The organism is Bradyrhizobium sp. 199 (assembly GCF_023073355.1).
Classification (GTDB): Bacteria; Pseudomonadota; Alphaproteobacteria; order Rhizobiales; family Xanthobacteraceae; genus Bradyrhizobium.
Genome location: NZ_JADPJI010000006.1, coordinates 255,436 through 279,461, shown reverse-complemented (window position 1 = coordinate 279,461; position 24,026 = coordinate 255,436). Strand labels below are relative to the sequence as shown.

Below are 24,026 nucleotides of genomic sequence, written 5' to 3'. Positions count from 1 at the left end.
GGCGCACCATCAACAAAACCAAAAGCGCCGAGGAAACGCCATGAGTAAGCCGTCACGCTTCGACTATGGCTGGGTCGTTGTCGCCGCGGGTGCGCTGATGACCTGCGTCGGGTTCGGCACGATGCTGTCGCTGGCGGTGTTCCTGCAGCCTATCTCGGAAGCGATGGGCTGGTCGCGCGCGGGCGTGTCGGCGGCGGCGACGCTGGATTTCCTTTGCATGGGCGTGGCCGCGTTCCTGTGGGGCACGCTGTCGGACCGGTTCGGCACCCGAATCGTGGTGCTCGCAGGAAGCCTGCTGCTGGGGCTCGGCCTCGTCGCCGCGAGCCAGGCGACCAGCCTGTGGCAATTTCAGCTCTTCTTCGGCGTGTTGATCGGCATTGCCGCCGGCAGCTTCTATGCACCGATGATGGCGCTCGCGAGCGCCTGGATCGAGACAAACCGCAGTCTTGCAGTGGCGCTGGTCTCGGCCGGCATGGGCGTGTCGCCGGTGACGATCGCGCCGGCCGCGAGCTGGCTGATCACGACCTATGACTGGCGCACCGCGATGCTGGTGATCGGCTGTGCTGCCTGGGCTCTGCTGATCCCCGCCTGCTTCCTGGTGCGTCCGGCGCCGGCAGCTGCAGGCGATGCGAATGCAGACGCCGCACCGAACGTGGAGCTGACCGCGGCGCAGGCGCTGCGCACGCCGCAATTCATCGCGCTCGCGGCAGCGCATTTTGCCTGCTGCGCCGCGCATTCCGGCCCGATCTTCCACATGGTGTCCTATGCGATGGTGTGCGGCATCGCCCCGCTCACGGCGGTGACGGTCTACGGCGTCGCCGGCGTCTCCGGCCTCGGCGGGCGCCTGCTGCTGGGCACGCTGGCCGATCGCATTGGTGCAAAGCCGGTGCTGGTCGGCGGCCTGTTCGTGCAGGCGATGTGCATCGCAACTTATCTCGCGGTGGCCCAGCTCGGCGAATTCTACGCGCTCTCGGTCGCGTTCGGTCTTGCCTATGGCGGGGTGATGCCGCTCTATGCGGTGCTGGTCCGCGAATTCTTCGGCGCGCGCATCATGGGCACCGTGTTCGGCGCGGTCTCGGCCTTTGCCAGCCTCGGCATGGCGCTCGGACCATGGGCCGGCGGGCTCGTGTTCGACACTTTCCAGCAATACACATGGCTGCACGCCGGCTCCTTCGCGATCGGGCTCGCCGCCGTCGCGGTGGCGCTGAGCTTTCCGACCAGGCGCAGGCAAACGCTCGACCTTGGTCGCGCCGCGGCCTGACGCGCGCAAGGGGCGACTTCCGAGCGCATGGAGCGACCATGGACTGCACGATCCGGCCGGCGCGCGAGGATGACGCCGCTGACATCAGCGCCGTCACCCTGCGTGCGCTGCGCGAAACGAACGCGAAGGATTATACCGAGGAGATCATCGAACGGGTCGAGCGCAGCTTCAGCCCGGACGCCGTGCTGCAACTGATCGGCAAACGCATCGTTTTCGTCGCCACCATTGGCAACCGCATCGTCGGGACGGCGAGTCTTGACGGAAGCGTAGTCCGGACGGTTTTCGTAGCGCCCGACGTTCAGGCGCGCGGCATCGGCAAGCTGCTGATGGCCGAGATCGAACGCACGGCGCGTGGGCGTAACGTCGCTTCACTGACCGTGCCCTCGTCGGTCACCGCGGAGGCTTTCTACACCCGGCTCGGATTCGTTGCGGTGCGCGACAGTTACCATGGTGACGAGCGCACGATCATCATGGAGCGATTGCTCGCTGAATAGTGATCTTGATCCTCTCCGCCAAATAGACGACCATCCCATCCTCACCGCTCACGGCAGAAGGGGCGAGGAAACGCGCATGACCGCAACTGGCGAATTTGGTCTGGTCGAACGTGCCCGCGCCATTGCGCCGTTGATCGCGCGCGAAGCCAACGAAACCGAGCGGACGCGGCGGCTGACGCCTGGCGTGGTCGCCGCGCTGATCGAGAACGGGCTCTATCGCGCGCTGCTGCCGCAGAGCCTTGGCGGCGGAGAGGCCCCGCCGGAAACCTTCATGCAGATGCTGGAGGAGATCGCGAAAGCGGATGCCTCCACGGCCTGGTGTCTCGGCCAATGCAGCGTCTGCGCGATGATTGCGGCCTCGCTCGACCGCGATACCGCCCAGGAGATCTTCAACACGCCGCCCGGCATTCTTGCCTGGGGCGCGATCGCGCATGAGGCGCGCAGTGTCGAGGGCGGCTATCGCGTCACCGCGCGCTGGGATTTTGCCTCGGGCTCGCGGCAGGCGAGCTGGCTGGGGGCGCATGTTCGAATTGTCGGTAGCGACGGCGCGCCGCGCAAGAATGCCGACGGGTCGCCGGAGGTGCGCACCATTTTGTTTCCGGCGACGAGTGCCGTGCTGCACGACGTCTGGCAGGCGATCGGGCTTGCCGGCACCGGTACGGACTCATATGAGGTGAGCAACCTGTTCATCCCCGAGCGCTTCACCGCGTTTCGTGACGTGCCGTCCGCCCTGCGCGAGAAGGGTCCGCTCTACAGGATCGGCACCGGCTCGACCTTCGGCCTCGGCTTCGCCGCTGTCTCTCTCGGCGTCGCGCGTGCCACGCTGGATGCGGCGATCGCGCTTTCGCGCGCAAAACACCAGTCGCTTGCCGCAAGCGCCATGCGCGACAACCAGGCAGTCCACGGCCTGATCGGCCGCACCGAGGGTGATCTGCGCGCCGCGCGCGCCTATCTCTATGCCACGGCGCATGCGATGTGGCGCGACCTTACCACGACCGGCGAATTCAGCGCGGCGCATCGCAGCGCGGTCCGCCTGGCTGCGACCTGGACCATCCACCAATCGGCAAAAGTGGTCGACACTGCCTATCACATGGCGGGTGCGACCGCGGTGTTCCGCAGCAATCCATTCGAGCGGAGGTTCCGCGACATGCACGCCATCGCCCAGCAGATCCAGGCGCGCGACACGCATTACGAGGATGTGGGCAAGGCAATCCTTGCGAGTGGCCCATCCGTCTGAGACAACAATGTGTGCCGGCCTCACCGGCCCAGCCCCGAGGAGTGTTTGCCGTGCCGAAAATACCAACAAACCTGCAGTCGATCATCGCCGCGATGGTATCGGTCAGCCTCGTCACATTCAGCCCCGCGCGCGCGGCATCGGTCGCGCCGGTCGCCGCTGAAAGCGGCATGGTGGTGTCCGCGCAGCATCTGGCGACCCAAGTGGGCGTGGATGTGCTCAAGCGTGGCGGAAATGCGGTCGATGCCGCAGTAGCTGTGGGCTATGCTCTGGCGGTGGTCTACCCGGCAGCCGGCAATCTCGGCGGCGGCGGCTTCATGACAATCCAGCTCGCCGACGGCCGCAAGACCTTTCTCGATTTCCGCGAGACGGCGCCCAAAGGTGCGACCGCGAACATGTATCTCGACAAGGACGGCAACGTCATCAAGGGGCTCTCGACCAAGGGGCACCTCGCGGTGGGCGTGCCAGGATCCGTCTCGGGTATGGAATATGCGCGCGAAAAATATGGCACCATGAAGCGCGCCGACCTGCTCGCTCCCGCGGTCCAGCTCGCCGAGCAGGGGTTTACGCTCGACCAGGGCGACATCGAGCTGTTGCGCACTGCCACTGCGGATTTTCAGGACGACCCGGCATCGGGCGCCATCTTCCTCAACAACGGTCAGCCGTTCCAGGTGGGTGAGAAGCTGGTGCAGCCGGAACTCGCCAAGACATTGCGCGAGATCAGCAGCAAAGGCACCGACGGCTTCTACAAGGGCTGGGTCGGCTCTGCCATCGTGGCGTCGAGCCAGGCGGGCAAGGGCCTGCTGACACAGGACGATCTCGACAGCTACAAAACGCGTGAGCTCGCCCCTGTCGAATGCGACTATCGCGGATACCACGTGATTTCCGCGCCGCCGCCGAGCTCGGGCGGCGTCGTTATCTGCGAGATCCTGAACATCCTGGAAGGCTATCCGCTCAAAGAGCTAGGCTATCACTCCGCGCAGGCCGTGCACGTGCAGATCGAAGCCATGCGCCACGCTTACGTTGACCGCAACAGCTACCTCGGCGATCCCGATTTCGTGAAAAACCCGCTCGATCGCCTGCTCGATAAGAAATACGCGAGCAATATCCGAGCCGTGATCGATCCGAACAAGGCCGGTGTCTCCAAGGACATCAAGCCGGGCGTCGCGCCGCACGAGGGCAGCAACACAACGCATTATTCCATCGCGGACAAGGACGGGAACGCGGTTTCGGTGACATACACGCTGAACGACTGGTTCGGCGCCAAGGTGACGGCGGCCAAGACTGGCGTGCTGCTCAACGACGAAATGGACGACTTCACCGCCAAGATCGGGGTGCCGAACCTTTATGGCCTGGTGCAGGGCGAGGCGAACGCCATCGCTCCCGGCAAGCGTCCACTCTCCTCGATGAGCCCGACCATCGTGACCAGGGACGGCAAGACTGTCATGGTGGTGGGCACGCCTGGCGGCAGCCGCATCATCACGGCCGTGCTGCAAACCATGATCAACGCGATCGACTACGACATGAACGCGCAGGAAGCGGTCGACATGCCGCGAATCCACCAGCAATGGCTTCCGGACCTGACCAATGTCGAAACCTATGCCCTGTCACCAGACACGCGCAAGATCCTGGAAGGCATGGGCCACAAGTTCGGTCCGCCGCAACCGGCGAATCATCTCGCGCTGATCATCGTTGGCGCGCCATCACTGAACGGCAAGCAGATCGGCATCAACCGCTACTATGGTGCGAACGATCCACGCCGCAATTCGGGATTAGCGGCAGGGTATTGATCCGCGATGTTCTCCATTCTCCGAACGCGAGCCGATATCCCGTCCTAGGCCACCAGCGCACGAATTTTGGTCATTGCAGGATACGGCTATCGCGCCGTTAAAATCCGGGCGGTCCTCGCGACAGGACTATGACTTGCGAACGGCCTCAATGGTCGTGGTTTTCATGCCGGGCGCAGCTTGACGCCGAGGCCACGGCCGTCAAGACGCCGTGAGATTGCGTCTGGACGAAAGCCTCGTTCTTAACCCCGAGGCTGCGTTGGGTTATAAGAGCTGCGCATGAGTCCCCGCCACATCCCTCTCCTGCTTGTCATGACGCTCCTGACCGCCGGCGGCGCGCTGGCCCAGGACAAGGGCAGCGTCACGCCGAAGCCGCTGCCGCCGCTGGCCAATCCCAACGATCCTGATATCGCCGCCAAGGAGCTGTTCGCGCGCAAGCTGCTGCCGTCGAAGGGATCGGCCCATGTGATCGGCTCCTACACCAAGGGCTGCATCGGCGGCGCGGATCAGATGCCGGTCAACGGCGACCATTGGCAGGTGATGCGGCTGTCGCGCAATCGCAGCTATGGCCACCCCGAGATGATCGCGCTGATCAAGCGGCTCGCGGCCAGGGCGCACAAGGACGCGGGATGGCCAGGCATCCTGGTCGGCGACATCGCTCAGCCGCGCGGCGGCCCGGCGCTGTCGGGCCATGCCAGCCACCAGATCGGCCTCGATGCCGACATCTGGCTGACGCCGATGCCGGACCGCCGCCTCTCGCGCGAGGAGCGCGAAGACATGTCGGCGGTGATGATGGTCCGCCCCGACCGGCTCGACATCGATCCAAAAGTGTTCACACCCGGGCATGTGCTGGTGCTGCGCGATGCGGCGCGGGAGCCGGCGGTGCAGCGCATCTTCGTCAATGCCGCGATCAAGAAGGCGCTGTGCCGCGAGGCCAAGGGCGACCGCGCCTGGCTGTCGAAGATCCGCCCCTGGTGGGGCCACGACTACCACTTCCACATCCGCATGCATTGCCCGGCTGGCGCCGGGGAATGCGAGGGCCAGCCGTCGCAATCCGAGGACGAAGGCTGCAAGCCCGCCGACCTCGCCTACTGGTTCTCGGACGCGGTGCTGCACCCCAAGCCGCCGCCGGAGCCGCCAAAGCCAAAGCCGCCGATGACGCTGGCGCAGATGCCAGCGGCCTGCAAGGCGGTGCTGCATGCGGCGGATGCGAAGCCGTAGTGGGCTGCCACAGACACGGCTGTCGTCCCGGACAAGCGCGCCGATCCGGGACGACAGCCGTGATTAGCGCTCTTGCCCGGGCGACCGCCCAGGTTTGACCTCGCGGCCCGGCCTGCTATCTTCGCCGGCAGCGATATCCCTGCCGGCCGTAAGCCGCAGCCGGGCCCGTGGAACAGCGCTTCCGCCCGTCGCGACCTGACCCACCAACGCCGATCTGCGCGTGCTTCCTGTACGCGCGAGCTCGCGGGGAGCGCTCCTCATGATTCGTATTGCCGGACTTGTCACCGCCTTCGTCGTCCTCGCAAGCGTGAGCCCTTCGCCTGCGGGTGCCGAAGACAAGACCATCACCGTGTTTGCCGCCGCGTCGATGAAGAACGCGCTCGACGAGGTCGACGCGGCCTACACCGCCAGGACGGGCGTCAAGTTCTCGGTCAGCTATGCCGCAAGCTCGCTTCTGGCGAGGCAAATCGAGCAGGGCGCACCAGCCGACGTGTTCGTGTCGGCCGACACCGACTGGATGGACTACGCGATCTCCAAGCAGACCATCAACGCGCCTTCCAGAATCAATCTGCTCGGCAACAGCATCGTGCTGATCGCGCCGAAGGATTCCAAGATCGACAACGTCACCATCGCCAAAGGCTTCGACCTCGCAAAGCTCGCCGGCGACGGCAGGATCGCGACCGGCGACGTCAGGTCGGTGCCGGCAGGCAAATATGCCAAGGCGGCACTCGAAAAGCTCGGGGTCTGGCAGGCCACTGAAGCGAAATTCGCCATGGCCGAGAGCGTGCGCGCGGCTTTGGCGCTGGTGGCGCGCGGCGAAGCCAATCTCGGCATCGTCTATGCCACCGACGCCAAGGTCGAGCCCGGCGTCAAGATCGTCGGCACTTTCCCGGCGGATTCGCATCCCCCGATCGTCTATCCCGTCGCCGCGACCACGACCGCGAGAGGCGAGGCCAACGACTATCTCGCCTTCCTGCGCTCCTCGGCCGCCAAGTCCATTCTGGAAAAATACGGCTTCAGGTTCCTGATCAGCCCCACGACGTGATATCTCCGCGCCGATGTCCGAGATTTCTCCCGCCGAATGGACCGCGATCCTGCTCTCGCTCAGGGTTGCGATCATCGCAACGCTAGTGGCGACGCCATTCGGCATCGCGCTGGCGTGGCTGCTGGCGCGGCGCGATTTCTGGGGCAAGCCGCTGCTCGATGCGCTCGTGCATCTGCCGCTGGTGCTGCCGCCTGTCGTCACCGGCTATCTGCTGTTGTTGACGTTCGGCCGGCGCGGCCTCGTCGGCGGCTTCCTCGCCGACCATCTCGGCATCGTGTTCTCGTTCCGCTGGACCGGCGCGGCGCTGGCCTGCGGGGTGATGTCGTTTCCGCTCTTGGTGCGGCCGATGCGGCTGTCGATCGAGGCGATCGACCGGCGGCTCGAGCAGGCCGCCGAGACGCTCGGCGCCGCGCCCTGGAAGGTGTTCTTCACGGTGACGCTGCCGCTGGCGCTGCCCGGCGTGCTCGCCGGCATGGTGCTCGGCTTTGCCAAGGCGATCGGCGAGTTCGGCGCCACCATCACCTTCGTCTCCAACATTCCCGGCGAGACCCAGACGATCTCGTCGGCGATCTACTCGCTGATCCAGACGCCGGACGGCGACGCCGCCGCGGGCCGGCTGGTGATCGTCTCGATCGTGCTGGCGCTGGGCGCGCTGATCGCGGCCGAATGGTTCGCCCGCCGCGCCACCGCGCGATTGCACGGGAACTGATCATGCTGCGGGTCGACATCGAAAAGCAGCTCGGCGAGTTCTCGCTGTCCGCGACCTTCACCAGCGAAGGCCGCGTCATCGGCCTGTTCGGCGCCTCCGGCGCCGGCAAGACGTCGCTGGTCAACATGATCGCAGGGCTGCTGCGGCCCGACCGCGGCAGCATCGTGATCGACGGCGAAACCGTCGACGACACCGCGGCCGGCCTCCATGTCCCGGCCTGGCGCCGCCGCATCGGTTATGTGTTTCAGGACGCGCGGTTGTTCCCGCATCTCGACGTCGCGCAGAATCTCGACTACGGCCGGCGCATGAACGGCCTCGCGCCCGATCCTGCCCAGCACAAGCGCGTCATCGACCTGCTCGATATCGGCGCCCTGCAGGGCCGCCGCCCCGGAAAGCTCTCCGGCGGCGAGCGGCAGCGCGTCGCGCTCGGCCGTGCGCTGCTGTCGAAACCGCGCCTGTTGCTGCTCGACGAGCCGCTCGGGGCGCTTGATGAAGGCCGCAAGCTCGAGATCCTGCCCTATCTGGTGCGGCTGCGCGACGAGGCCAATGTGCCGATGGTTTATGTCAGCCACGACGCCGCCGAGCTGCGCCAGCTGGCGACGCAGATCGTGATGCTGAAGCAGGGCCGCGTGACGAGCTTTGGCGGAGTGAAGGTGCTGGCGTGAGCGAGACGTAGCCCGGACAAGCCCAGATCAAACCCCCGCCACAGAGGCCCACACATCCGCGACCTTCTTCCGCAGCACCTGCGCGCGGGTCAGCGGGGCCGGGGTTTCGTCCTCTTCGGGCAGGCGGAGACCGACGACGCTGACACGGCCGCCGGAGATGCTGCGCGCAACCAGCACGATCTCGTCCAGCGGCAGCTCGGCGCCTTCCTTCGGCGCGCGGTCGAGATGGACGTCGAAATAATCGGCAAGCGTGAGCTTGCTCTCATCTTCGCCGACCTTCATGCCGTAGATCTCGGCGAGCTCGGCAAGCGTGTGCTCGGCGGAGACCATGAAGTCACCCAGCAGATGCGGATCCGGCGCCAAGCTCGGCTGCATGTCGACGAAGAAGCGGTCGAGCGACTCGGCCTTTTCCGGCGGCGCCAGCAGATAGATGTAGTCGCCGGGCGCGATCGGGTCGGCTTCCGCGGGCGTCAGGATGTTCTCGTTGCGGATCACCAGCGTCGGCTTGGACCAGGACGGAATCAGGCCGCGGCGGAAATACAGGCTCTTGGGCCGCACCGGATAACCAACCAATTGCTGCTCGAGCTGGCCGGGCAGATCCAGTTCGACGCGCCGCGGGCCGCGCTCGGCGCGCGGCAGCGCCACGTGCAGCTTGCGCGCGGCCGGCGCCAGGGTCCAGCCCTGCAGCAGCAGCGAGATGATGACGACGACGAAGGCGACGTCGAAATAGAGATAGGCCTGGGACAAGCCGACCAGCATGGGGATCGAGGCCAGGAAGATTGCGACGGCGCCGCGCAAGCCTGTCCAGGCGATGAAGATCTTCTCGCGCCAGTTGAAGCGGAATGGCGCCAGGCACACGAAGACCGCGATCGGCCGTGCGACCAGCATCAGCACGAAGGCGACCTCGACCGCCGGCAGCACGCTGGTGCCGAGCCGGCTCGGCGAGACCAGCAGGCCGAGCAGCACGAACATCACGATTTGCGCCAGCCAGGTCGCGGCATCGAGGAAGGCCACGACCGAGTTATGCGCGCGCGTCGGCCGGTTGCCGATGATGATGCCGGCGAGATAGACCGCGAGGAAGCCGGAGGCGTGCATCATCTGCGAGCCACCGAAGATCACCAGCGCGGCTGTGGTCACGAAGGGCGCATGCAAGCCCTGCGGCAGCGCCACCTTGTTGAGCGCGATGACGACGAGGCGTCCGCCGATGACGCCGACGATGGCGCCCAGCACGGCCTCCTGGATGAACTCCATCAGGACATGCGCGGCCGTGCCCGTTCCCAGCGAGATGTATTCGACCAGCATCAGGGTCAGAAAGATCGCGAAGGGATCGTTGGTGCCGGATTCCACCTCCAGCGTCGCGCCGACGCGCGGGCGCAGGCGCAGGCCCTGGGTGTGCACCAGCAGGAACACGGCGGCCGCATCGGTCGAGGCCACCACGGCGCCGACCAGCAGCGACTCCGTCCAGTTGAGATCGAGCGCATATTTGGCGAACGGCGCCGTGATCAGCGCGGTCAGGAGCACGCCGACGGTCGCCAGCACCACGGAAGGCGCCAGCACGGTACGGATGCTGGCAAAGCGCGTCCTGAGGCCGCCGTCGAACAGGATCAGGGCCAGCGCCACCGAGCCGACCAGATAGGTGGTGCGGACGTCGTCGAATTGGAGCTGGCCGGGACCGGAATCGCCGGCGAGCATGCCGACCGCAAGGAAGACCAGCAGCAAGGGCGCGCCGAAGCGCAGCGCAAGCAGGCTCGACAGGATGCCGGCCATCACGAGGACGGCGCCGAGCAATATGGCGAGGCTGACGGAGTCGAGAGAGGCCATCCACCTTCCGGGTCAAAACAGCTGGAATGGCATCCTTATCGTCGGGGGACTCGCGCGCCAACCCATTTTAGGTCCTCGCGGCAATCTGCCCGTATTTTACGGCCTTAACGTCCATCACATGCCGGTGTATCGATGGTCCGGCCGCGCCCTTTGTGGGATTCTGCGGCTCCCTTCGAATCAATTCCTCCCCGCTTGCCGACGAGACCGATGGACATGGACCTCAAGGACTTCATGGAGTTCGTGCAGACCACCGCGCGCAGCGTCGGGGCGGAAATCTCCTCGCCCTGGTTCTACCTGCAATTCGGCCTCATTCTGGCCGCGGCCGGCATCGCCTATGCCGCGGAGACTGCCGTCCGCGGCCGGATCGACATGACCTCGCTGGCGATGCGCTGGCCGCTGCCGCTCCGGCACTTCGCCCGGGTGATGGTCTCCAGCACCTCGACGGCGGTGTTCACCTTGCTCGTGATCATCTCCCGCGTGGTGATGTACCACGCGACTTGGCCGAGCCGCTCCTATCTCCTGATGGTCGCCGCCAAGCTCGGGCTGGCCTGGCTCGCGATCCGGCTCGTGACCTCGGTGCTGCGCAATGCCTTCATCGTCAAGCTGGTGTCGATCACGGCATGGTTTCTCGCAGCGCTCTCGATTCTCGGCCAGCTCGATACGACGGTCGACCTGCTCGATTCCTACGCGATCTTGCTCGGCGGCCTCCGGCTGACCCCACTGCTGGCGCTCAAGGCGGGTGCGCTCCTCCTCATCGCGCTCTGGGCCACCAACATCGCGAGCAATTTCGCCGAGAGCCGGATCAACGCGACCAGCGACCTGACGCCGTCGGTGCAGGTGCTGCTGGTCAAGATCATCCGCATCGGACTGCTTGCGGTCGCGATCGTGATCGCGCTCGGCGCGGTCGGCATCGATCTTTCGGCGCTCGCAGTGTTCTCCGGCGCGGTCGGCGTCGGCATCGGTATCGGCCTGCAGAAGATCGTCGCCAATTTCATCTCGGGCATCATCCTGCTCGCCGACAAGTCGGTGAAGCCCGGCGACCTCGTCACCATCGGCGACAATACGGGCCGCATCAGCGCGATGAAGACGCGTTATATCTCCGTCGCCGCCGGCGACGGCCGCGAGTTCCTGGTGCCGAACGAGGATCTGGTGACGCAAAAGGTCGTCAACTGGACCTATACCGACAAGAACACGCTGGTGAAGATCGCCTTTGGCACCAATTACGACGCCGATCCGCGCCTGGTCTGCACGCTCGCCGCAGACACCGCCGCCGCCCATCCGCGCGCGCAGAAGGGCAAGCCGCCGACCTGCATCCTGACCGAGTTCGCGGAAGCCGGGATGAAATTCTCGCTGACCTTCTGGATCGCCGATCCCGACGGCATGGACAAGGTCAGGAGCGACGTGATGCTGGGACTGTGGGACGCCTTTAAGCACGAGGGTATCCGGGTTCCCTACCCCGTCCGCGAAATCCGCATCCGCGGCGGCGCGCTGCCGGTGGAAACCACCGTAGAAGTCCCGAATTAAGCCCGCTTTCGGGCGCAAGAGGCCGGTAAGATTCTTGTTTTAACGCGTTTTCTTCACGCCAACCGGCAGCCACTTTGCTCGAAAACGCCCTGCCTTAGCTTGCATGAAGGCCTGCAATCATTAAATTGGGGCCGGAAATCAAGCCTTTCCGCCGACATCGAGATCACTCCGAAAAGACCTGACACGCATGAGCTACGTCGAAGCTACCGATACCTCGCTGCGCAAGACCGGACAGATCAAGTTGCATGGGCCGGCCGCCTTTGCCGGCATGCGCAAGGCGGGCGCGCTGGTGGCGAAGTGCCTCGACGAGCTCACCGACATCGTCGGGCCGGGCGTGCCGACCTCGCGCATCGACGAATTCGTCCGCGACTTCGCCTTCAGCAACAACGCCTATCCGGCGACGCTGATGTATCGCGGCTATCGCTATTCAACCTGCACCTCGCTCAACCACGTGGTCTGCCACGGCATGCCCGGCGACCGTCCGCTGAAGGAGGGCGACATCGTCAATATCGACGTCACCTTCATCCTCGACGGCTGGTACGGCGATTCCAGCCGGATGTATGCGGTCGGCCCGATCGCCCGCAAGGCCGAGCGGCTGATCGAGGTGACCTATGAAGCGATGATGCGCGGCATCGCGGCGGTGAAGCCCGGCGCCACCACCGGCGACATCGGCCACGCCATCCAGAGTTTCGTCGAGCCGCAGGCCATGAGCGTGGTGCGCGATTTCTGCGGCCATGGCCTCGGGCGCATGTTCCACGACGAGCCGAACATCATCCATATCGGCAGGCCCGGCGAAGGCGTGCAGCTCAAGCCCGGCATGTTCTTCACCATCGAGCCGATGATCAATCTCGGCAAGCCGCACGTGAAGATCCTCTCCGACGGCTGGACCGCGGTGACCCGCGACCGATCGCTGTCGGCGCAGTTCGAGCACTCCGTCGGCGTCACCGCCACCGGCGTCGAGATCTTCACGCTGTCGGAGCGGCACGGCGAGAAGCAGATCGGCTGACGGTTCGGCCTGCCCGCCCACAGCAAGCCATTTGCGACCGCAATTGACGGTTGCAAAAACGCCGGTCCGCGGCAATGCTGGCGGCCGATGCCCGCCAAGACCGACCACGACAAGAGCAAGCCCGACGACGCGCCGCACTATCTCGGCCATCGCGAGCGGCTGCGCGAGCGCTTCTACAATGCCGGCGCGGACGCGCTGAGCGATTACGAACTGCTGGAGATGGCGCTGTTTCCGGCGCTGCCGCGGCGCGACACCAAGCCGCTCGCGAAGGCGCTGATCAAAACGTTCGGCTCATTCGCCGAGGTCGTGCATGCCCCGGTGGCGCGGCTGCGCGAGGTCGAGGGCATCGGCGAATCCGCGATCAACCAACTCAAGCTGATTGCCGCCGCGGCGCATCGCGTCGCCAAAGGCGAGGTCAACAGCCGCAATGCGCTGTCGTCCTGGAACGAGGTGATCGACTATTGCCGCACCAGCATGGCGTTCGCCGACAAGGAGCAGTTTCGCTTGCTGTTCCTCGACAAGCGCAACCAGCTCATCGCCGACGAGGTGCAGCAGACCGGCACCGTGGACCACACCCCGGTCTATCCGCGCGAGGTGATCAAGCGCGCGCTGGAGTTATCGGCGACCGCGCTGATCCTGGTGCACAACCACCCCTCAGGCGATCCCTCGCCCTCGCAGGCCGACATCCAGATGACGAAAGCGATCATCGACATCGCCAAGCCGCTCGGCATCGCCGTGCACGACCACATCATCGTCGGCAGAAGCGGCCACGCCAGCCTGCGCGGGATGCGCTTGATTTAGGCAATCAGAACGCCTGGTTCTTGGCGAGTTTCAAGTGCTCTTCCGCGGCTCTGATACCGTTCAATGCCTTGAGCGTTAAGGCGGTCGGTTGCGGCTTCCACTCGGAAACCATATTTTCCGCCTTCTCGAGTTCTGGCTTGGACAACATGGAAGCCATCTCGTTCACGTTCTTTGCGGGCGCCAGTTGCGAGAGTTTGAAGTACGCATATGACAAGGGCAAATCCCTCGGCGTTCCCTTTCCTGCAGAATACGCACGCGACAGGCTGAAGAGAGCGGCAGGAAGTCCCTGGTCGCCCGCCCTCTTCCACCATTTCAGCGCTTCTTCTGAATTCCCTCGTCGGTCATACATGAGAGCGACATCGTGCTGGGCACGCGCGTAACCGGCTTCGGCGGAAACAAGCTTGTATTTCAATGCTTGATCTGAATCGGTTGCGACGACGCCTGCGCCTTGCCCATCGTAATAGCAGCCGAGCTTGTAGGCGCCCAGCGGATCGTTGGAGGCAGTCGATTTCTGAAACCACTCGAACGCTTGGCTGCGATCTTGCTGTGTGCCGATGCCGTTATTGTACATCATGCCGACATGGTACTGCGCCTCCGCATCTCCTTGGTTCGCCAATGCCACCATCGCATTGAAGGTGCCCGCTTCACTCGCATGGGCGGGCATCGCCAGGAACAGAAGGCAGGAAAAAGCCAGGGCAGCGAGTTTCATATCAGAGCCCGATTGAGTTTAATCATTCTGTCTTGGTCACTCAGAACGCAGGGAAAGTTCGAAACCTGGTGGAAATTTTCGAAACCAGCGAAATTTCGGCCCGCTGCCGTGGCATCGCTGGCACATCACCGCAGGCGGAAACGATCATGCCAGCCGGGTCGCCGGGAGCCGTCCGCGGGCGCAGATCTAAGCCGTCCAGCCCCGGCCGCATGGGCGGGCGAATCCCATCTCACGGATCGACCCAGCGCAGCACGGCCTCGGCCGTATCGGCGGGCGTGGTATTGAAGCAGATCGCGGCTTCCGGGGCGAGACGGTGGACGAGGTTGAGCACCTTCTCGAACAGCAGGAGGCGCTCCTTCGGCTCGCGCAGGCCGGCACCGATCACGATGCAGTCGAAGCTTTCGTCGCGAAAGGCGGCCGTCACGGCGGCCTCGGCCGTCGCATCGAGATCGATCAGGCAGCTCGTGACCTCAAAGCCGAGACCGCGCAGGCGCAGCAGCTGGGCCTCGATGTAGCTTCGGGCATGTTCGGGCGTGACCTGCGGGAAGGCGCTATGGCCCGCATTGCCTGGCTCGATGCCGATCGCGAGGACGCGCTTGGCCATGCCGGATCTCCAGGATCACCCTGTTCTGTCAACGGAAAACCCCGCCTGCGGGTTCCGCATTCGCGTGCCGTCGCTCGGCGCGGTTACCGGCTTGACGCTTACTGACGCAGCATGATCAGGGGATCGGCGGCGTCGGGGACGCGCCGCCACTGCGCATTGTCGTCGGCCTCGAACTGCCAGGCGTCGCCTGATTTCGACATCAGGATGATCTGGCCGCGCTCGAGCCGCCATTGCGCCGGGTTGAACTGCGCGATGGCCGCGTCGCATTTCGGCTTGAGGAAGACCTGGAAATTATCGGGCCCCGCCTCGGTGTTGGTCAGCGTCAGCCCGCAGATCGGCTGGCCGTTGCCGCGCACGATCGACCAGTCGCCGATCATCTGGTCCATCGACTTGGCCATCGAGCGGGCGGCGGCGAGATCCTGCAGGATGTAGACGCCCTCGCCCTGGCGCAGGCCTTCGAAGATGCCGGCCTCGACCTCGGTGAAGTCGATCACGGCTTCACCGGTGGCGTCCTGCAAGCGGACAATGTCGAGACCCCTGACGTTCCAGGAGACGATATCCTTGGTGAAGGGCAGCGCGGTCTTGCAGGCCGGCTCCAGCTCCAGCTTGAAGCCCTGGCCCGCGGCGTCGCCCTTGAGCGTGACGACGCAGGTCTTGCTGCGCTCGGTGGTCGAGAGCTCCCATTGCCCGGGCATCGATTTCTTCAGGCTCGTCGCATCCTGCGCATGCGCGACGCCGATCGCGGCCAAGCAGGCCGCGACGGTGCCGATCGCGGCCAAAGCGGCCGCGACGGCGGATGCAACGACCCGAAGAGCTCTCATCAGCGCCCCTTGAATGGCGTTTCGGCAACCGGCGTCAACGGCGCCTTGCCGGCGAACCAGGACTTGAGGTTGTCGACCACGAGCTGGTCCATCGCGTTGCGCGTCACCACCGAGGCCGAGCCGATATGCGGCAGCAGCACGACGTTCTGCATGGTCTTGAGCTCGTCCGGCACGTTCGGCTCGGCCGCGAACACGTCGAGGCCGGCGGCGAGGATCGTGCCTGATTTCAGCGCCTGCACCAGCGCCGGCTCATCGACCACCGAGCCGCGCGCCACGTTGATCAGCACACCGCGCGGACCGAGCGCCTTCAGCACCTCGGCATTGATCATCTTGTTGGTCGAGGCGCCGCCGGGCACGATCACCATCAGCGTATCCACCGCCTTCGCCATCTCGATCAGATCAGGGTAGTGCTTGTAGGAGACGTCCTTGGACGGGTTGCGCGAGTGATAGACCACCGGCACCAGCGAGGCATCGAGCCGGCGCGCGATGGCCTGGCCGATCCGGCCCATGCCGACGATGCCGACCTTGCGGTCGCGCAGCGAGCCGACGCTGAGCGGATAGTTCTGCGTCTGCCACAGCCCCGAGCGAACGTAACGGTCGGCCTTGACGAACTCGCGCAAGGTCGAGATCAGAAGGCCCATCGCGACGTCGGCGACTTCCTCGGTCAGCACGTCGGGCGTGTTGGTGACGATGATGTTGTGCTCGGCGGCATATTTGGCGTCGACGTGGTCGTAGCCGACGCCGAAGCTCGCCACCATCTCGATCTTGGGCAGCTGCGACAGCGACTCCCTGTCCGCACGGACGGTGTGATAGGTCACCGCGACGCCGCGGATTTTTTCGCGGATCGCCGGCGTGAGCCGCTCGAGGTCGCCGCGCGTCTCGGCCTTATGCACGGCGAAATGGTCGGAAAACCCGTTCTCGAGGATCGGCCGCACCGGCCCATAGATCAGAAGGTCGATCTTTTCGGACGAAATCGAACCGGTGGACATCAGTTTTCCTTTCCAAGCGCGCTCTCATGCCAGCGCCGTAAAACGAGGTGCGAAACTAGCGCCAGCACCCCATAGATGACAATCCCGGCCAGCGACAACAGCAGCAGCGCGGCGAACATGCGGGGTATGTTCAATCGATAGCCCGACTCGGCGATCCGGTAGGCAAGCCCGGAGCCGGCGCCCGCTGTTCCCGCCGCGATCTCGGCCACGACCGCGCCGATCAGCGACAGGCCGCCGGCGATGCGCAAGCCCCCGAGAATGTAGGGCAACGCCGCCGGCAGCTTGAGGAAACGCAGCGCTTGCCGTGGCGAGGCGCCATAGAGCTGGAACAGGCCGGCGAGGTTGCGATCGACCGAATTGAGGCCGAGCGTGGTGTTGGACAGCACCGGGAAGAAGGCGACGATGAAGGCACAGACCACGACCGCGGTCTGCTGTTCCAGGTAGATCAGAAGCAGCGGCGCGATCGCGATCACCGGCGTCACCTGCAGCACGATCGCATAGGGGAACAGCGAGTATTCGACCCATTTCGACTGGTTGAACAACAGCGCCAGCGCGATGCCGCCGATGCTGGCCGCGACGAAACCTTCGAGCGTGGTCAACAGCGTCGCCGCGAGCGATTCTGACAGCACCGCCCAGTCCTTGATCAGCGTCTGGATGATGATCGAGGGCGCCGGCAGCACATAGGGCGGGACGTCCTTGATGCGGACCACCAGTTCCCACGCGAGGAGGCCCGCAGCAAACACAATGACGGGCAACACGAAGCGCAGCGCCCCTTGTGCGCCGGACGGTCTCGCGGTGATGATCGCTTGCCCGGTCATAGCGTCGACTGCTCCGCGTAGGACGGCGCCAGCGCCGCCGACACTTTCCGGCAATAATCGGAATAGGCCGTCGAGGTGCGAAACGCCTCGCCGCGCGGCTCGACCGTCTCGATGCGGATATCGGCCTGGATGCGGCCAGGCCGCGCCGTCATCACCACCACGCGCTGCGACAGGTAGACGGATTCGAACACCGAATGGGTAACGAAGATCACGGTCTTGCCAAGGCTGCGCCACAGCGCGAGCAGGTCGTTGTTGAGACGGAAGCGCGTGATCTCGTCGAGCGCGGCGAACGGCTCGTCCATCAGCAGGATATCGGGTTCGGTGACGAGCGCGCGCGCCAGCGACACCCGCATCTTCATGCCGCCGGAAAGCTCGCGCGGAAACGCATCGGCGAAATCGGCGAGCCCGACGCTGGCCAGCGCCGCGTCGGCACGTGCGTACGCCTCTGCCTTCGGAACGCGCCCAAGCCGCAACGGCAGCCGCACGTTCTCGCGCACGCTGGTCCAGGGCATCAGGGTCGGCTCCTGAAATACGAAGCCGATGCCATGACCCGGCTGCGGGACGGCCTCGCGGCGCGCCACCCGCACGCTGCCCGATGAAGGTGCGCTGAGCTCTGCGATGATGCGCAGCACCGTCGACTTGCCGCAACCGGAGGGGCCCAGCAGCGAGATGAACTCGCCCTTGCGCACAGCCAGGTCGAACGGACCGAGCGCCATGACGCCATTGTCATAGGTCTTCGTCACGCCGCGCAGGCTGACGGCCAAAGCCGTCAGGCTGGCCTCGACGGCGGGCGAGGTTTTGCTCTCTGTCATCGCGCGCCAGCAGTGGTCAGACTCGGTCGAGCGGCGTCCCCGACCTCTCCCCAATGGGGAGAGGTCGCGCCGAAGGCGCGGGTGAGGGGGAGCAGGTCCCACGAGAGAGCGTAACCCCTCACCCGCATCGCATCTGTCGATGCGATGCGACCTCTCCCTTCGGGAGAGGTGGGCCCCAGCCGCGCCGCCGTGCCGGATCTTCGCATCAGCTACGGCTTGCTCGGGCGCAGCTCGGCGCCGACGCCCTTGTTGACGAAGCGCAGCGTGTAGGATTTGCGGAAGTCGAGATCCGACTTCACGACGCCGGCCTTGACCATCTTGTTGAAGAAGGAGGCGTAGCGCTCGTCGCTCATCGCCCCGATGCCGTTCTTCAAGCTGTCGCCGGAATCGACGATGCCGTGCTCCTTCATCTTGGCGACGGAATAGGCGAGCAGATCGTCGGTCATCTCCGGATTGAGCTTCTTGATCATGGCATTGCCGGCGGAATTGTCGCGATAGATGTAATTGTACCAGCCGACCATGGAGGCATCGACGAAACGCTGGACGAGATCCGGCTTCTTCTCGATGACGTCGCGGCGCGTCTCGATCAGGGTCGAATAGGTGTTGAAACCGTAATCGGCGAGCAGCAGCACGTTCGGCTTGAAGCCGGCGGCCTTCTCCACCGCGAAGGGCTCGGAGGTGACGTAGCCCTGCATGGCGCTCTTGGGATTGGCGATGAAAGGCTGCGGATTGAAATTATAGGGGCGGACGTTCTTCTCGTTGAAGCCATATTCGGACTTCAGCCACTGGAAATAGCTGCCCATGCCCTCCTTGGAGACGAACAGCGTCAGCGGCTTCAAGTCCTCGATCTTGCCGACCTTGGCATCCGGCTGCGTCAGCATCACCTGCGGATCCTTCTGGAAGATCGCGGCGATGGTCACGACGGGGACGTTGTTGGCGACCGCATCGAACGACATCAGCGTGTTCGCGGCCATGAAGAAATCGATCTTGCCGGCGATCAGCAGCATCCGGTTGTTCTCATTGGGCCCGCCGGGGACGATGGTGACGTCGAGGCCGTATTTTTTGTAGGTGCCGTCGGCGACGGCCTGGAAGAAGCCGCCATGCTCGGCCTCGGCGACCCAGTTGGTGCCGAAGGTGACCTTGTCCAGCGTCTCGGCGCGCGCCGGGACGCTGCAGACGAAAGCGGCCATCAGGCCCGCCGTAAGCGCTCGCCGCAGATGAAAGGGGGACATAATAGCACTCCGTCGATCGCTTCCGGCCAATCGCGTCTGGCTCATGTGAACACAACGCGATAAAATAGCATGACATCAGGGGACGCGAGCCGGCCGGACCCGCATCCCCTGATTACCCAAATTACGTGACAAATTCGGGCAAAGAAACCTTGATGACGCCGTCCCGCGACTGGACCGAGATCCGCTGGGCTGATGCGCCCCCCGCGGAGATGTCGCGCTGGATCGCGGTGCTGCCGCTGGCGGCGACCGAGCAGCACGGCCCGCATTTGCCTGTGACAACCGACGTGCTGATCGCGGACGCCTATCTGGCGCGGGTGCGCGAGCTGTTGCCGGAGAACGTTCCAGCGACGTTCCTGCCCGTCGAGCCGATCGGGATTTCCACCGAGCATATCGATTATCCCAACACGCAGACGCTGCCGACCGACGTCGCGCTGAAGCGATGGACCGGGATCGGCGAGGACATCGCGCGGCGCGGCCTGAAGAAGCTCGTCATCATCACCAGCCATGGCGGCAACAGCGCGGCAATGATGTTGATTGCGCAGGATTTGCGCGCGCATCAAAAAATGCTCGTGGTGACGACGTCCTGGTCGCGGCTGTCGGGCGCCGACAAATTGTTCCCGGCCGACGAAGTGCGACACGGTATTCATGGCGGCGCCATCGAGACCTCGATCATGTTGGCGCGCTATCCCGATCAGGTGCGCAAGCATGAAATCGCGGATTTTCCCGCGAGCAGCATCGCGATGGACAAGCAGTATCGCTGGCTGTCGACGCAGCGGCCTGCAGCATTCGCCTGGCAGGCGCAGGATCTGAACGCCAGCGGCGCAGTCGGCAACGCGACGCTGGCCGTCGCAGAGAAGGGCGAGCAACTCATCGATCAAGGTGCCCGTGCTTTTTGCGAGCTTCTGAGCGAGGTCGATAACTTCGACGTGAACAGGCTCGCCAAAGGGCCTCTCGGCTAGCCGACATCCATTTGGAATTGTTCGAGAAACTGCGTCAGCGCGGGAGCGGATTTGCCGCATTCGAACCGGACGGGAGGAGCCTCCGTCAAACTGGGTACGCGGGCCACAACGGACCGCCTCAACCCCGGATGGAGTTTCACATGTCGATCAAGACCAAGATTGCCGCCATCGCTCTCGCCGCCCTCGCCGTCACCGGCAGCATCGTGTCCACCACGTCTTCGGCCGAAGCCAAGCAGCCCGGTTGGGTCTGGGGTGTCGGCGCCGGCATCGCCACCGCCGCCGTCGTCGGCTCCGCGATCGCCGCCAGCAACGACCCTTATTACAACGGCTATCACCGCTGCGGCTGGGCCGCCCAGTACAACGCCTTCGGCCAGTACGTCGGCCGCGTTCGTACTTGCTTCTGATTTGTAGCTGAGGCCGATCTCACGTGGATCCTGCGTCCGACACGGGCGCCTCATCCACCCCGTGTCGTGCCCCGACCCCGCCCGGCTGTCCCCCCGGGCGGGGTCATTCATTTTGGCCCTGTAAATTTGTTGCAGCCGCGTCACACAGCGCTGCGAACCATCCTCTGCGGCAATCCGCATCAGTTGCTATTGCGAATTAATCGCAATAAGGTTCGCAACAGGTTCAGGAACCTGGGACCACGTCGCACCGAGCCGAGATCATCTTACCCGGTCGCGGCGGCACCCAAGACGTGATGACAGGGTCGCCGCGAATCGGCAGGGATAGCGCGGCGAACGGGGACACATTCGTGTTTTGGGGGCGTGCGATTTGACGTTGAGAGGTCACAGACACCGGTGCTTGCGAACGGCCGCGGCGATTGCCACGGGCGTGCTGGCTCTTCCTGTCACAGGCAGCGCGGCAGACCTGCCGCTGAAGGCCCCCGCGCTGCGAGCGGTCTATGACTGGACCGGCCTCTATATCGGCGCGCATGCCGGCTATGGCCGCGGCTCGTCGCACTTCGCGCTGAACGACGGCACCGTCATGAGCGACAGTGGCATCTTCAGCGGCATGATCGGCGGCGTCCAGGCCGGCTACAATTACCGGCTCAACTCCGGCTGGCTGGTCGGTGTCGAAGGCGATTTCTCGTTTCCCAATTACATCACCTCCAACTCGATCGTGTCCTTCCTGGCGACGCCTGCCAACACCTTCACGCAGCAATGGGACTACACAGCGAGCGTGCGCGGCCGCGTCGGCTACACTAGCGGTCCGTGGCTGGTCTACGCCACCGGCGGCTTTGCCTGGATGGGCGAGCGCTATTTCAACACGCCAGCCTCCGGCGCCGAAATCCCGAAGATCCTGAACACGCGGCCCGGCTGGGTCGCGGGCGCCGGCATCGAATACGGCTTCGCGCCGCATTGGAGCGCACGGCTCGAATATCTCTACAGCCGCTTCGACGGCGCCAATGTCGCCTTCTCCACGGGCGCCCAATACACCTCCTCGTCGCTCGACTTCCAGCAGGTCAGGCTCGGCCTCAACCGCAAGGTGGATTGGCCGGGCATGCCGAGCTACGACCCGAAGAGCTCTTTGATCGACACGGAATCGGATCGCTGGGAGATCCACGGCCAGAGCACCTATCTGCCGCAGGGCTACCCGTCGTTCCCCGCGCTCTATACCGGCCCGAACTCGCTCTCGCCGTCGCGGCAAGCCAAGGCGACCTGGAGCAACAGCCTGTTCCTGAACGCGCGGCTGTGGGACGGCGGCGAGGTCTATTACAATCCCGAACTGCTGCAAGGATTCGGATTGAACGACACTGTCGGCGCTGCCGGCTTCCCGAACGGCGAAGCGCAGAAGTCGAACTTCCCCTATCCGCATTACAACACCTCGCGCCTGTTCGTGCGCCAGACGTTTGGATTTGGCGGCGAGCAGGAAGAGCTCGCGAGCGGGCAGCTGCAGCTGGGACAGAAGGTCGACGTGTCCCGCCTCACCGTGCAGGCCGGCAAGTTCGCGGTGGTCGACGTGTTCGACGGCAATGCCTACGCCAAGGACACCCGCAAGGATTTCATGAACTGGTCGCTGTGGGCGCCGGGTGCTTTCGACTATTCCGCCGACAAAGTCGGCCTCACCTACGGTGTCACCGCCGAATTCAACCAGAAGCAATGGGCGCTGCGCGGCGGCTATTTCCTGATGGTCGCGGAGCCCAATTCGAATCATTTCGACACCAGGGTCGGGGAGCGCGGCCAGTACGTGCTGGAGCTCGAGACGCGCTTCTCGTTGTTCGGCCAACCCGGCAAGCTCAGGACCATGGGCTGGCTCGACAGCGCCAACATGGGCAGCTTCCGTGAGACGCTGAACAATCCCGCGCTCAATCTCGACATCGCGCAGACCCGGCGCGGCCGCATCAAGGTCGGCTATGTCGTCAATCTCGAACAGGCGATCACCGAGGATGTCGGACTGTTCGGACGCTGGAGCTGGAACGACGGCAAGAACGAGACACTCGCCTTCACCGACATCAACCGCAGCCTGTCGGGCGGCCTCTCGGTCAAGGGCACGAAATGGGGCCGGCCCGACGACGTGGTCGGCGTCGGCGGCGCGATCAACGCGATTTCGGACTACCGCGACTTCCTTGCTGCCGGCGGCCTCGGCGTGCTGGTCGGCGACGGTGCGCTCAACTACCGCAAGGAGCGCATCCTCGAAACCTATTACGCCTATGCGCTGAACAAGAATCTCACGATCACCGCCGACTACCAGCTGATCGTCAACCCCGCCTACAACGCCGACCGCGGTCCGGTGTCGGTGTTCTCAGGACGGCTGCACGGCGAGTTCTGATTGCAGGTCAGAACAGCAGCGCGAGGCCGGAGACGAACAGCAGAGCAAGGACGATCCGGCGGAACGCGGTCTCGTCGATCCGGCCGAACAGTTTCAGCCCCAGCCACGTCCCGGCAAACAGGAACGGCAGACCAAGCGCGAAGAGCTTTGCAGTTTCGAGCGTGAGCGCTCCCTTGGCACCCAGCAAGAGCGCCGCCATGGCGAACACCACGACTGCGACCGGCTGGAAGGTCGCACGTTGGACGTCCTTTGGCAGGCCGCGCAGATTGCACCAGATGGTGATGACGATGCCGGCAAGGCCGGTCAGCCCGCCGAGCAGGCCGTTGAGGAAACCTACAGTCCCGTCAACGGCGGGCAACGCGGCGGTCGTCACCTTGAGCGGCGGCCGGAACCAGGCATAGAGGCTGTAGCCGATCAGGACCATTCCAACCGCGATGCGGACGCTCTTCGGGTGCGCCCATGTCAGAAGCGATACGCCAACCGGCACCCCAAGAACGGCGCCGACGATGAACGGCCGCAGCCGGCGCCAGTCGAGCGCCGTGCGCAACTTCCAGACTGAATAGCCTTGCACCAGAAGGCCAAAGCCGATGATCAAGCTGGCGCTCTGAAGCGGCGTCAGCACATAGAGCCACAGCGATGCCGCGACCAGGCCGAAGGCAAAGCCGGAGAGACCGGCGACGAATGCGCCGGCGAAGGTGGCCACCAGAAAAAGGGCAAGTTCGATTGTGATCCCGTCCATTGCTCG

The 24,026-nt window shown here is 64.8% G+C and carries 23 protein-coding genes; 14 read left to right on the top strand and 9 right to left on the bottom strand.

The features are described from left to right. Nucleotides 1-40: 40 nt before the first annotated feature. From IVB28_RS21725 to modC, 8 genes are all read left to right on the top strand, one after another. Nucleotides 41-1,261 (top strand): MFS transporter, encoded by a 1,221-nt coding sequence (locus tag IVB28_RS21725; protein WP_247528919.1) that lies wholly within the window; start codon nucleotides 41-43, stop codon nucleotides 1,259-1,261. Between the two features lie 38 nt (nucleotides 1,262-1,299). Beyond that, nucleotides 1,300-1,755: a GNAT family N-acetyltransferase gene (locus IVB28_RS21720; protein WP_247528917.1), complete on the top strand. Its 456-nt coding sequence runs from the start codon at nucleotides 1,300-1,302 to the stop codon at nucleotides 1,753-1,755. 76 nt (nucleotides 1,756-1,831) lie between these two features. Next, on the top strand, nucleotides 1,832-2,992 hold the full coding sequence (locus tag IVB28_RS21715) for an acyl-CoA dehydrogenase family protein (protein ID WP_247528915.1): 1,161 nt from the start codon (nucleotides 1,832-1,834) through the stop codon (nucleotides 2,990-2,992). A 92-nt stretch (nucleotides 2,993-3,084) separates the two neighbouring features. Then, nucleotides 3,085-4,779 carry a gamma-glutamyltransferase gene (gene ggt / locus IVB28_RS21710; protein WP_247529122.1) on the top strand — a complete coding sequence of 565 codons (1,695 nt, stop codon included), beginning with the start codon at nucleotides 3,085-3,087 and terminating at the stop codon, nucleotides 4,777-4,779. Between the two features lie 276 nt (nucleotides 4,780-5,055). Further along, a complete protein-coding gene (mepA, locus tag IVB28_RS21705; RefSeq protein ID WP_247528913.1) occupies nucleotides 5,056-5,997 on the top strand; it encodes a penicillin-insensitive murein endopeptidase in 942 nt (313 codons plus the stop codon). Between the two features lie 259 nt (nucleotides 5,998-6,256). Beyond that, nucleotides 6,257-7,042 (top strand): molybdate ABC transporter substrate-binding protein, encoded by a 786-nt coding sequence (gene modA / locus IVB28_RS21700; RefSeq protein WP_247528911.1) that lies wholly within the window; start codon nucleotides 6,257-6,259, stop codon nucleotides 7,040-7,042. Between the two features lie 13 nt (nucleotides 7,043-7,055). Then, nucleotides 7,056-7,751, top strand: a complete 696-nt coding sequence (gene modB, locus IVB28_RS21695; RefSeq protein ID WP_247528909.1) for a molybdate ABC transporter permease subunit — start codon at nucleotides 7,056-7,058, stop codon at nucleotides 7,749-7,751. A gap of 2 nt (nucleotides 7,752-7,753) precedes the next feature. After that, nucleotides 7,754-8,416, top strand: coding sequence for a molybdenum ABC transporter ATP-binding protein (gene modC, locus IVB28_RS21690; RefSeq protein ID WP_247528907.1), 663 nt, complete (start codon nucleotides 7,754-7,756; stop codon nucleotides 8,414-8,416). A 27-nt stretch (nucleotides 8,417-8,443) separates the two neighbouring features. Here the strand turns inward: modC and IVB28_RS21685 are convergent, their stop codons facing one another. Then, a complete protein-coding gene (locus tag IVB28_RS21685) occupies nucleotides 8,444-10,237 on the bottom strand; it encodes a potassium/proton antiporter (RefSeq protein ID WP_247528905.1) in 1,794 nt (597 codons plus the stop codon). A gap of 207 nt (nucleotides 10,238-10,444) precedes the next feature. Between IVB28_RS21685 and IVB28_RS21680 the strand changes: the two genes are divergently transcribed. The 3 genes from IVB28_RS21680 to radC all read left to right on the top strand — a co-directional run bounded on the left by IVB28_RS21680 (nucleotide 10,445) and on the right by radC (nucleotide 13,568). Continuing rightward, the gene (locus IVB28_RS21680) at nucleotides 10,445-11,761 is read left to right on the top strand and encodes a mechanosensitive ion channel domain-containing protein (RefSeq protein ID WP_247528903.1); all 1,317 of its coding nucleotides are present in this window, start codon (nucleotides 10,445-10,447) and stop codon (nucleotides 11,759-11,761) included. Nucleotides 11,762-11,948: 187 nt separating this feature from the next. Continuing rightward, nucleotides 11,949-12,767 (top strand): type I methionyl aminopeptidase, encoded by an 819-nt coding sequence (map, locus tag IVB28_RS21675; RefSeq protein ID WP_247528901.1) that lies wholly within the window; start codon nucleotides 11,949-11,951, stop codon nucleotides 12,765-12,767. Nucleotides 12,768-12,854: 87 nt separating this feature from the next. After that, nucleotides 12,855-13,568 (top strand): DNA repair protein RadC, encoded by a 714-nt coding sequence (radC, locus tag IVB28_RS21670; protein WP_247528900.1) that lies wholly within the window; start codon nucleotides 12,855-12,857, stop codon nucleotides 13,566-13,568. A 4-nt stretch (nucleotides 13,569-13,572) separates the two neighbouring features. Here radC and IVB28_RS21665 read toward each other — a convergent pair whose 3' ends face one another. From IVB28_RS21665 to IVB28_RS21635, 7 genes are all read right to left on the bottom strand, one after another. Then, entirely contained in the window at nucleotides 13,573-14,277 is a 705-nt protein-coding gene (locus tag IVB28_RS21665; RefSeq protein WP_247528898.1) for a tetratricopeptide repeat protein, read from the bottom strand. 229 nt (nucleotides 14,278-14,506) lie between these two features. Further along, a complete protein-coding gene (locus IVB28_RS21660; RefSeq protein ID WP_247528897.1) occupies nucleotides 14,507-14,881 on the bottom strand; it encodes a hypothetical protein in 375 nt (124 codons plus the stop codon). Nucleotides 14,882-14,979: 98 nt separating this feature from the next. Beyond that, nucleotides 14,980-15,702 carry an AprI/Inh family metalloprotease inhibitor gene (locus IVB28_RS21655; protein WP_247528896.1) on the bottom strand — a complete coding sequence of 241 codons (723 nt, stop codon included), beginning with the start codon at nucleotides 15,700-15,702 and terminating at the stop codon, nucleotides 14,980-14,982. Then, nucleotides 15,702-16,691: a 2-hydroxyacid dehydrogenase gene (locus IVB28_RS21650; RefSeq protein WP_247528895.1), complete on the bottom strand. Its 990-nt coding sequence runs from the start codon at nucleotides 16,689-16,691 to the stop codon at nucleotides 15,702-15,704. The genes IVB28_RS21655 and IVB28_RS21650 overlap by 1 nt, the downstream gene beginning before the upstream one ends. After that, nucleotides 16,691-17,509 carry an ABC transporter permease gene (locus IVB28_RS21645; RefSeq protein WP_247528894.1) on the bottom strand — a complete coding sequence of 273 codons (819 nt, stop codon included), beginning with the start codon at nucleotides 17,507-17,509 and terminating at the stop codon, nucleotides 16,691-16,693. The genes IVB28_RS21650 and IVB28_RS21645 overlap by 1 nt, the downstream gene beginning before the upstream one ends. Continuing rightward, nucleotides 17,506-18,321, bottom strand: coding sequence for an ABC transporter ATP-binding protein (locus tag IVB28_RS21640; protein WP_247528893.1), 816 nt, complete (start codon nucleotides 18,319-18,321; stop codon nucleotides 17,506-17,508). Before IVB28_RS21640 ends, IVB28_RS21645 begins: the two co-directional genes overlap by 4 nt. Nucleotides 18,322-18,530: 209 nt before the next feature. Next, nucleotides 18,531-19,553 (bottom strand): ABC transporter substrate-binding protein, encoded by a 1,023-nt coding sequence (locus IVB28_RS21635; RefSeq protein WP_247528892.1) that lies wholly within the window; start codon nucleotides 19,551-19,553, stop codon nucleotides 18,531-18,533. Between the two features lie 152 nt (nucleotides 19,554-19,705). Between IVB28_RS21635 and IVB28_RS21630 the strand changes: the two genes are divergently transcribed. The 3 genes from IVB28_RS21630 to IVB28_RS21620 all read left to right on the top strand — a co-directional run bounded on the left by IVB28_RS21630 (nucleotide 19,706) and on the right by IVB28_RS21620 (nucleotide 23,281). Continuing rightward, nucleotides 19,706-20,512: a creatininase family protein gene (locus tag IVB28_RS21630; protein WP_247528891.1), complete on the top strand. Its 807-nt coding sequence runs from the start codon at nucleotides 19,706-19,708 to the stop codon at nucleotides 20,510-20,512. Between the two features lie 140 nt (nucleotides 20,513-20,652). Beyond that, the gene (locus IVB28_RS21625) at nucleotides 20,653-20,916 is read left to right on the top strand and encodes a hypothetical protein (RefSeq protein WP_247528889.1); all 264 of its coding nucleotides are present in this window, start codon (nucleotides 20,653-20,655) and stop codon (nucleotides 20,914-20,916) included. Between the two features lie 397 nt (nucleotides 20,917-21,313). Further along, nucleotides 21,314-23,281: a carbohydrate porin gene (locus IVB28_RS21620; protein ID WP_247528887.1), complete on the top strand. Its 1,968-nt coding sequence runs from the start codon at nucleotides 21,314-21,316 to the stop codon at nucleotides 23,279-23,281. 7 nt (nucleotides 23,282-23,288) lie between these two features. Here the strand turns inward: IVB28_RS21620 and IVB28_RS21615 are convergent, their stop codons facing one another. After that, nucleotides 23,289-24,020: a sulfite exporter TauE/SafE family protein gene (locus tag IVB28_RS21615; RefSeq protein ID WP_247528886.1), complete on the bottom strand. Its 732-nt coding sequence runs from the start codon at nucleotides 24,018-24,020 to the stop codon at nucleotides 23,289-23,291. Between the last annotated feature and the right edge of the window lie 6 nt (nucleotides 24,021-24,026).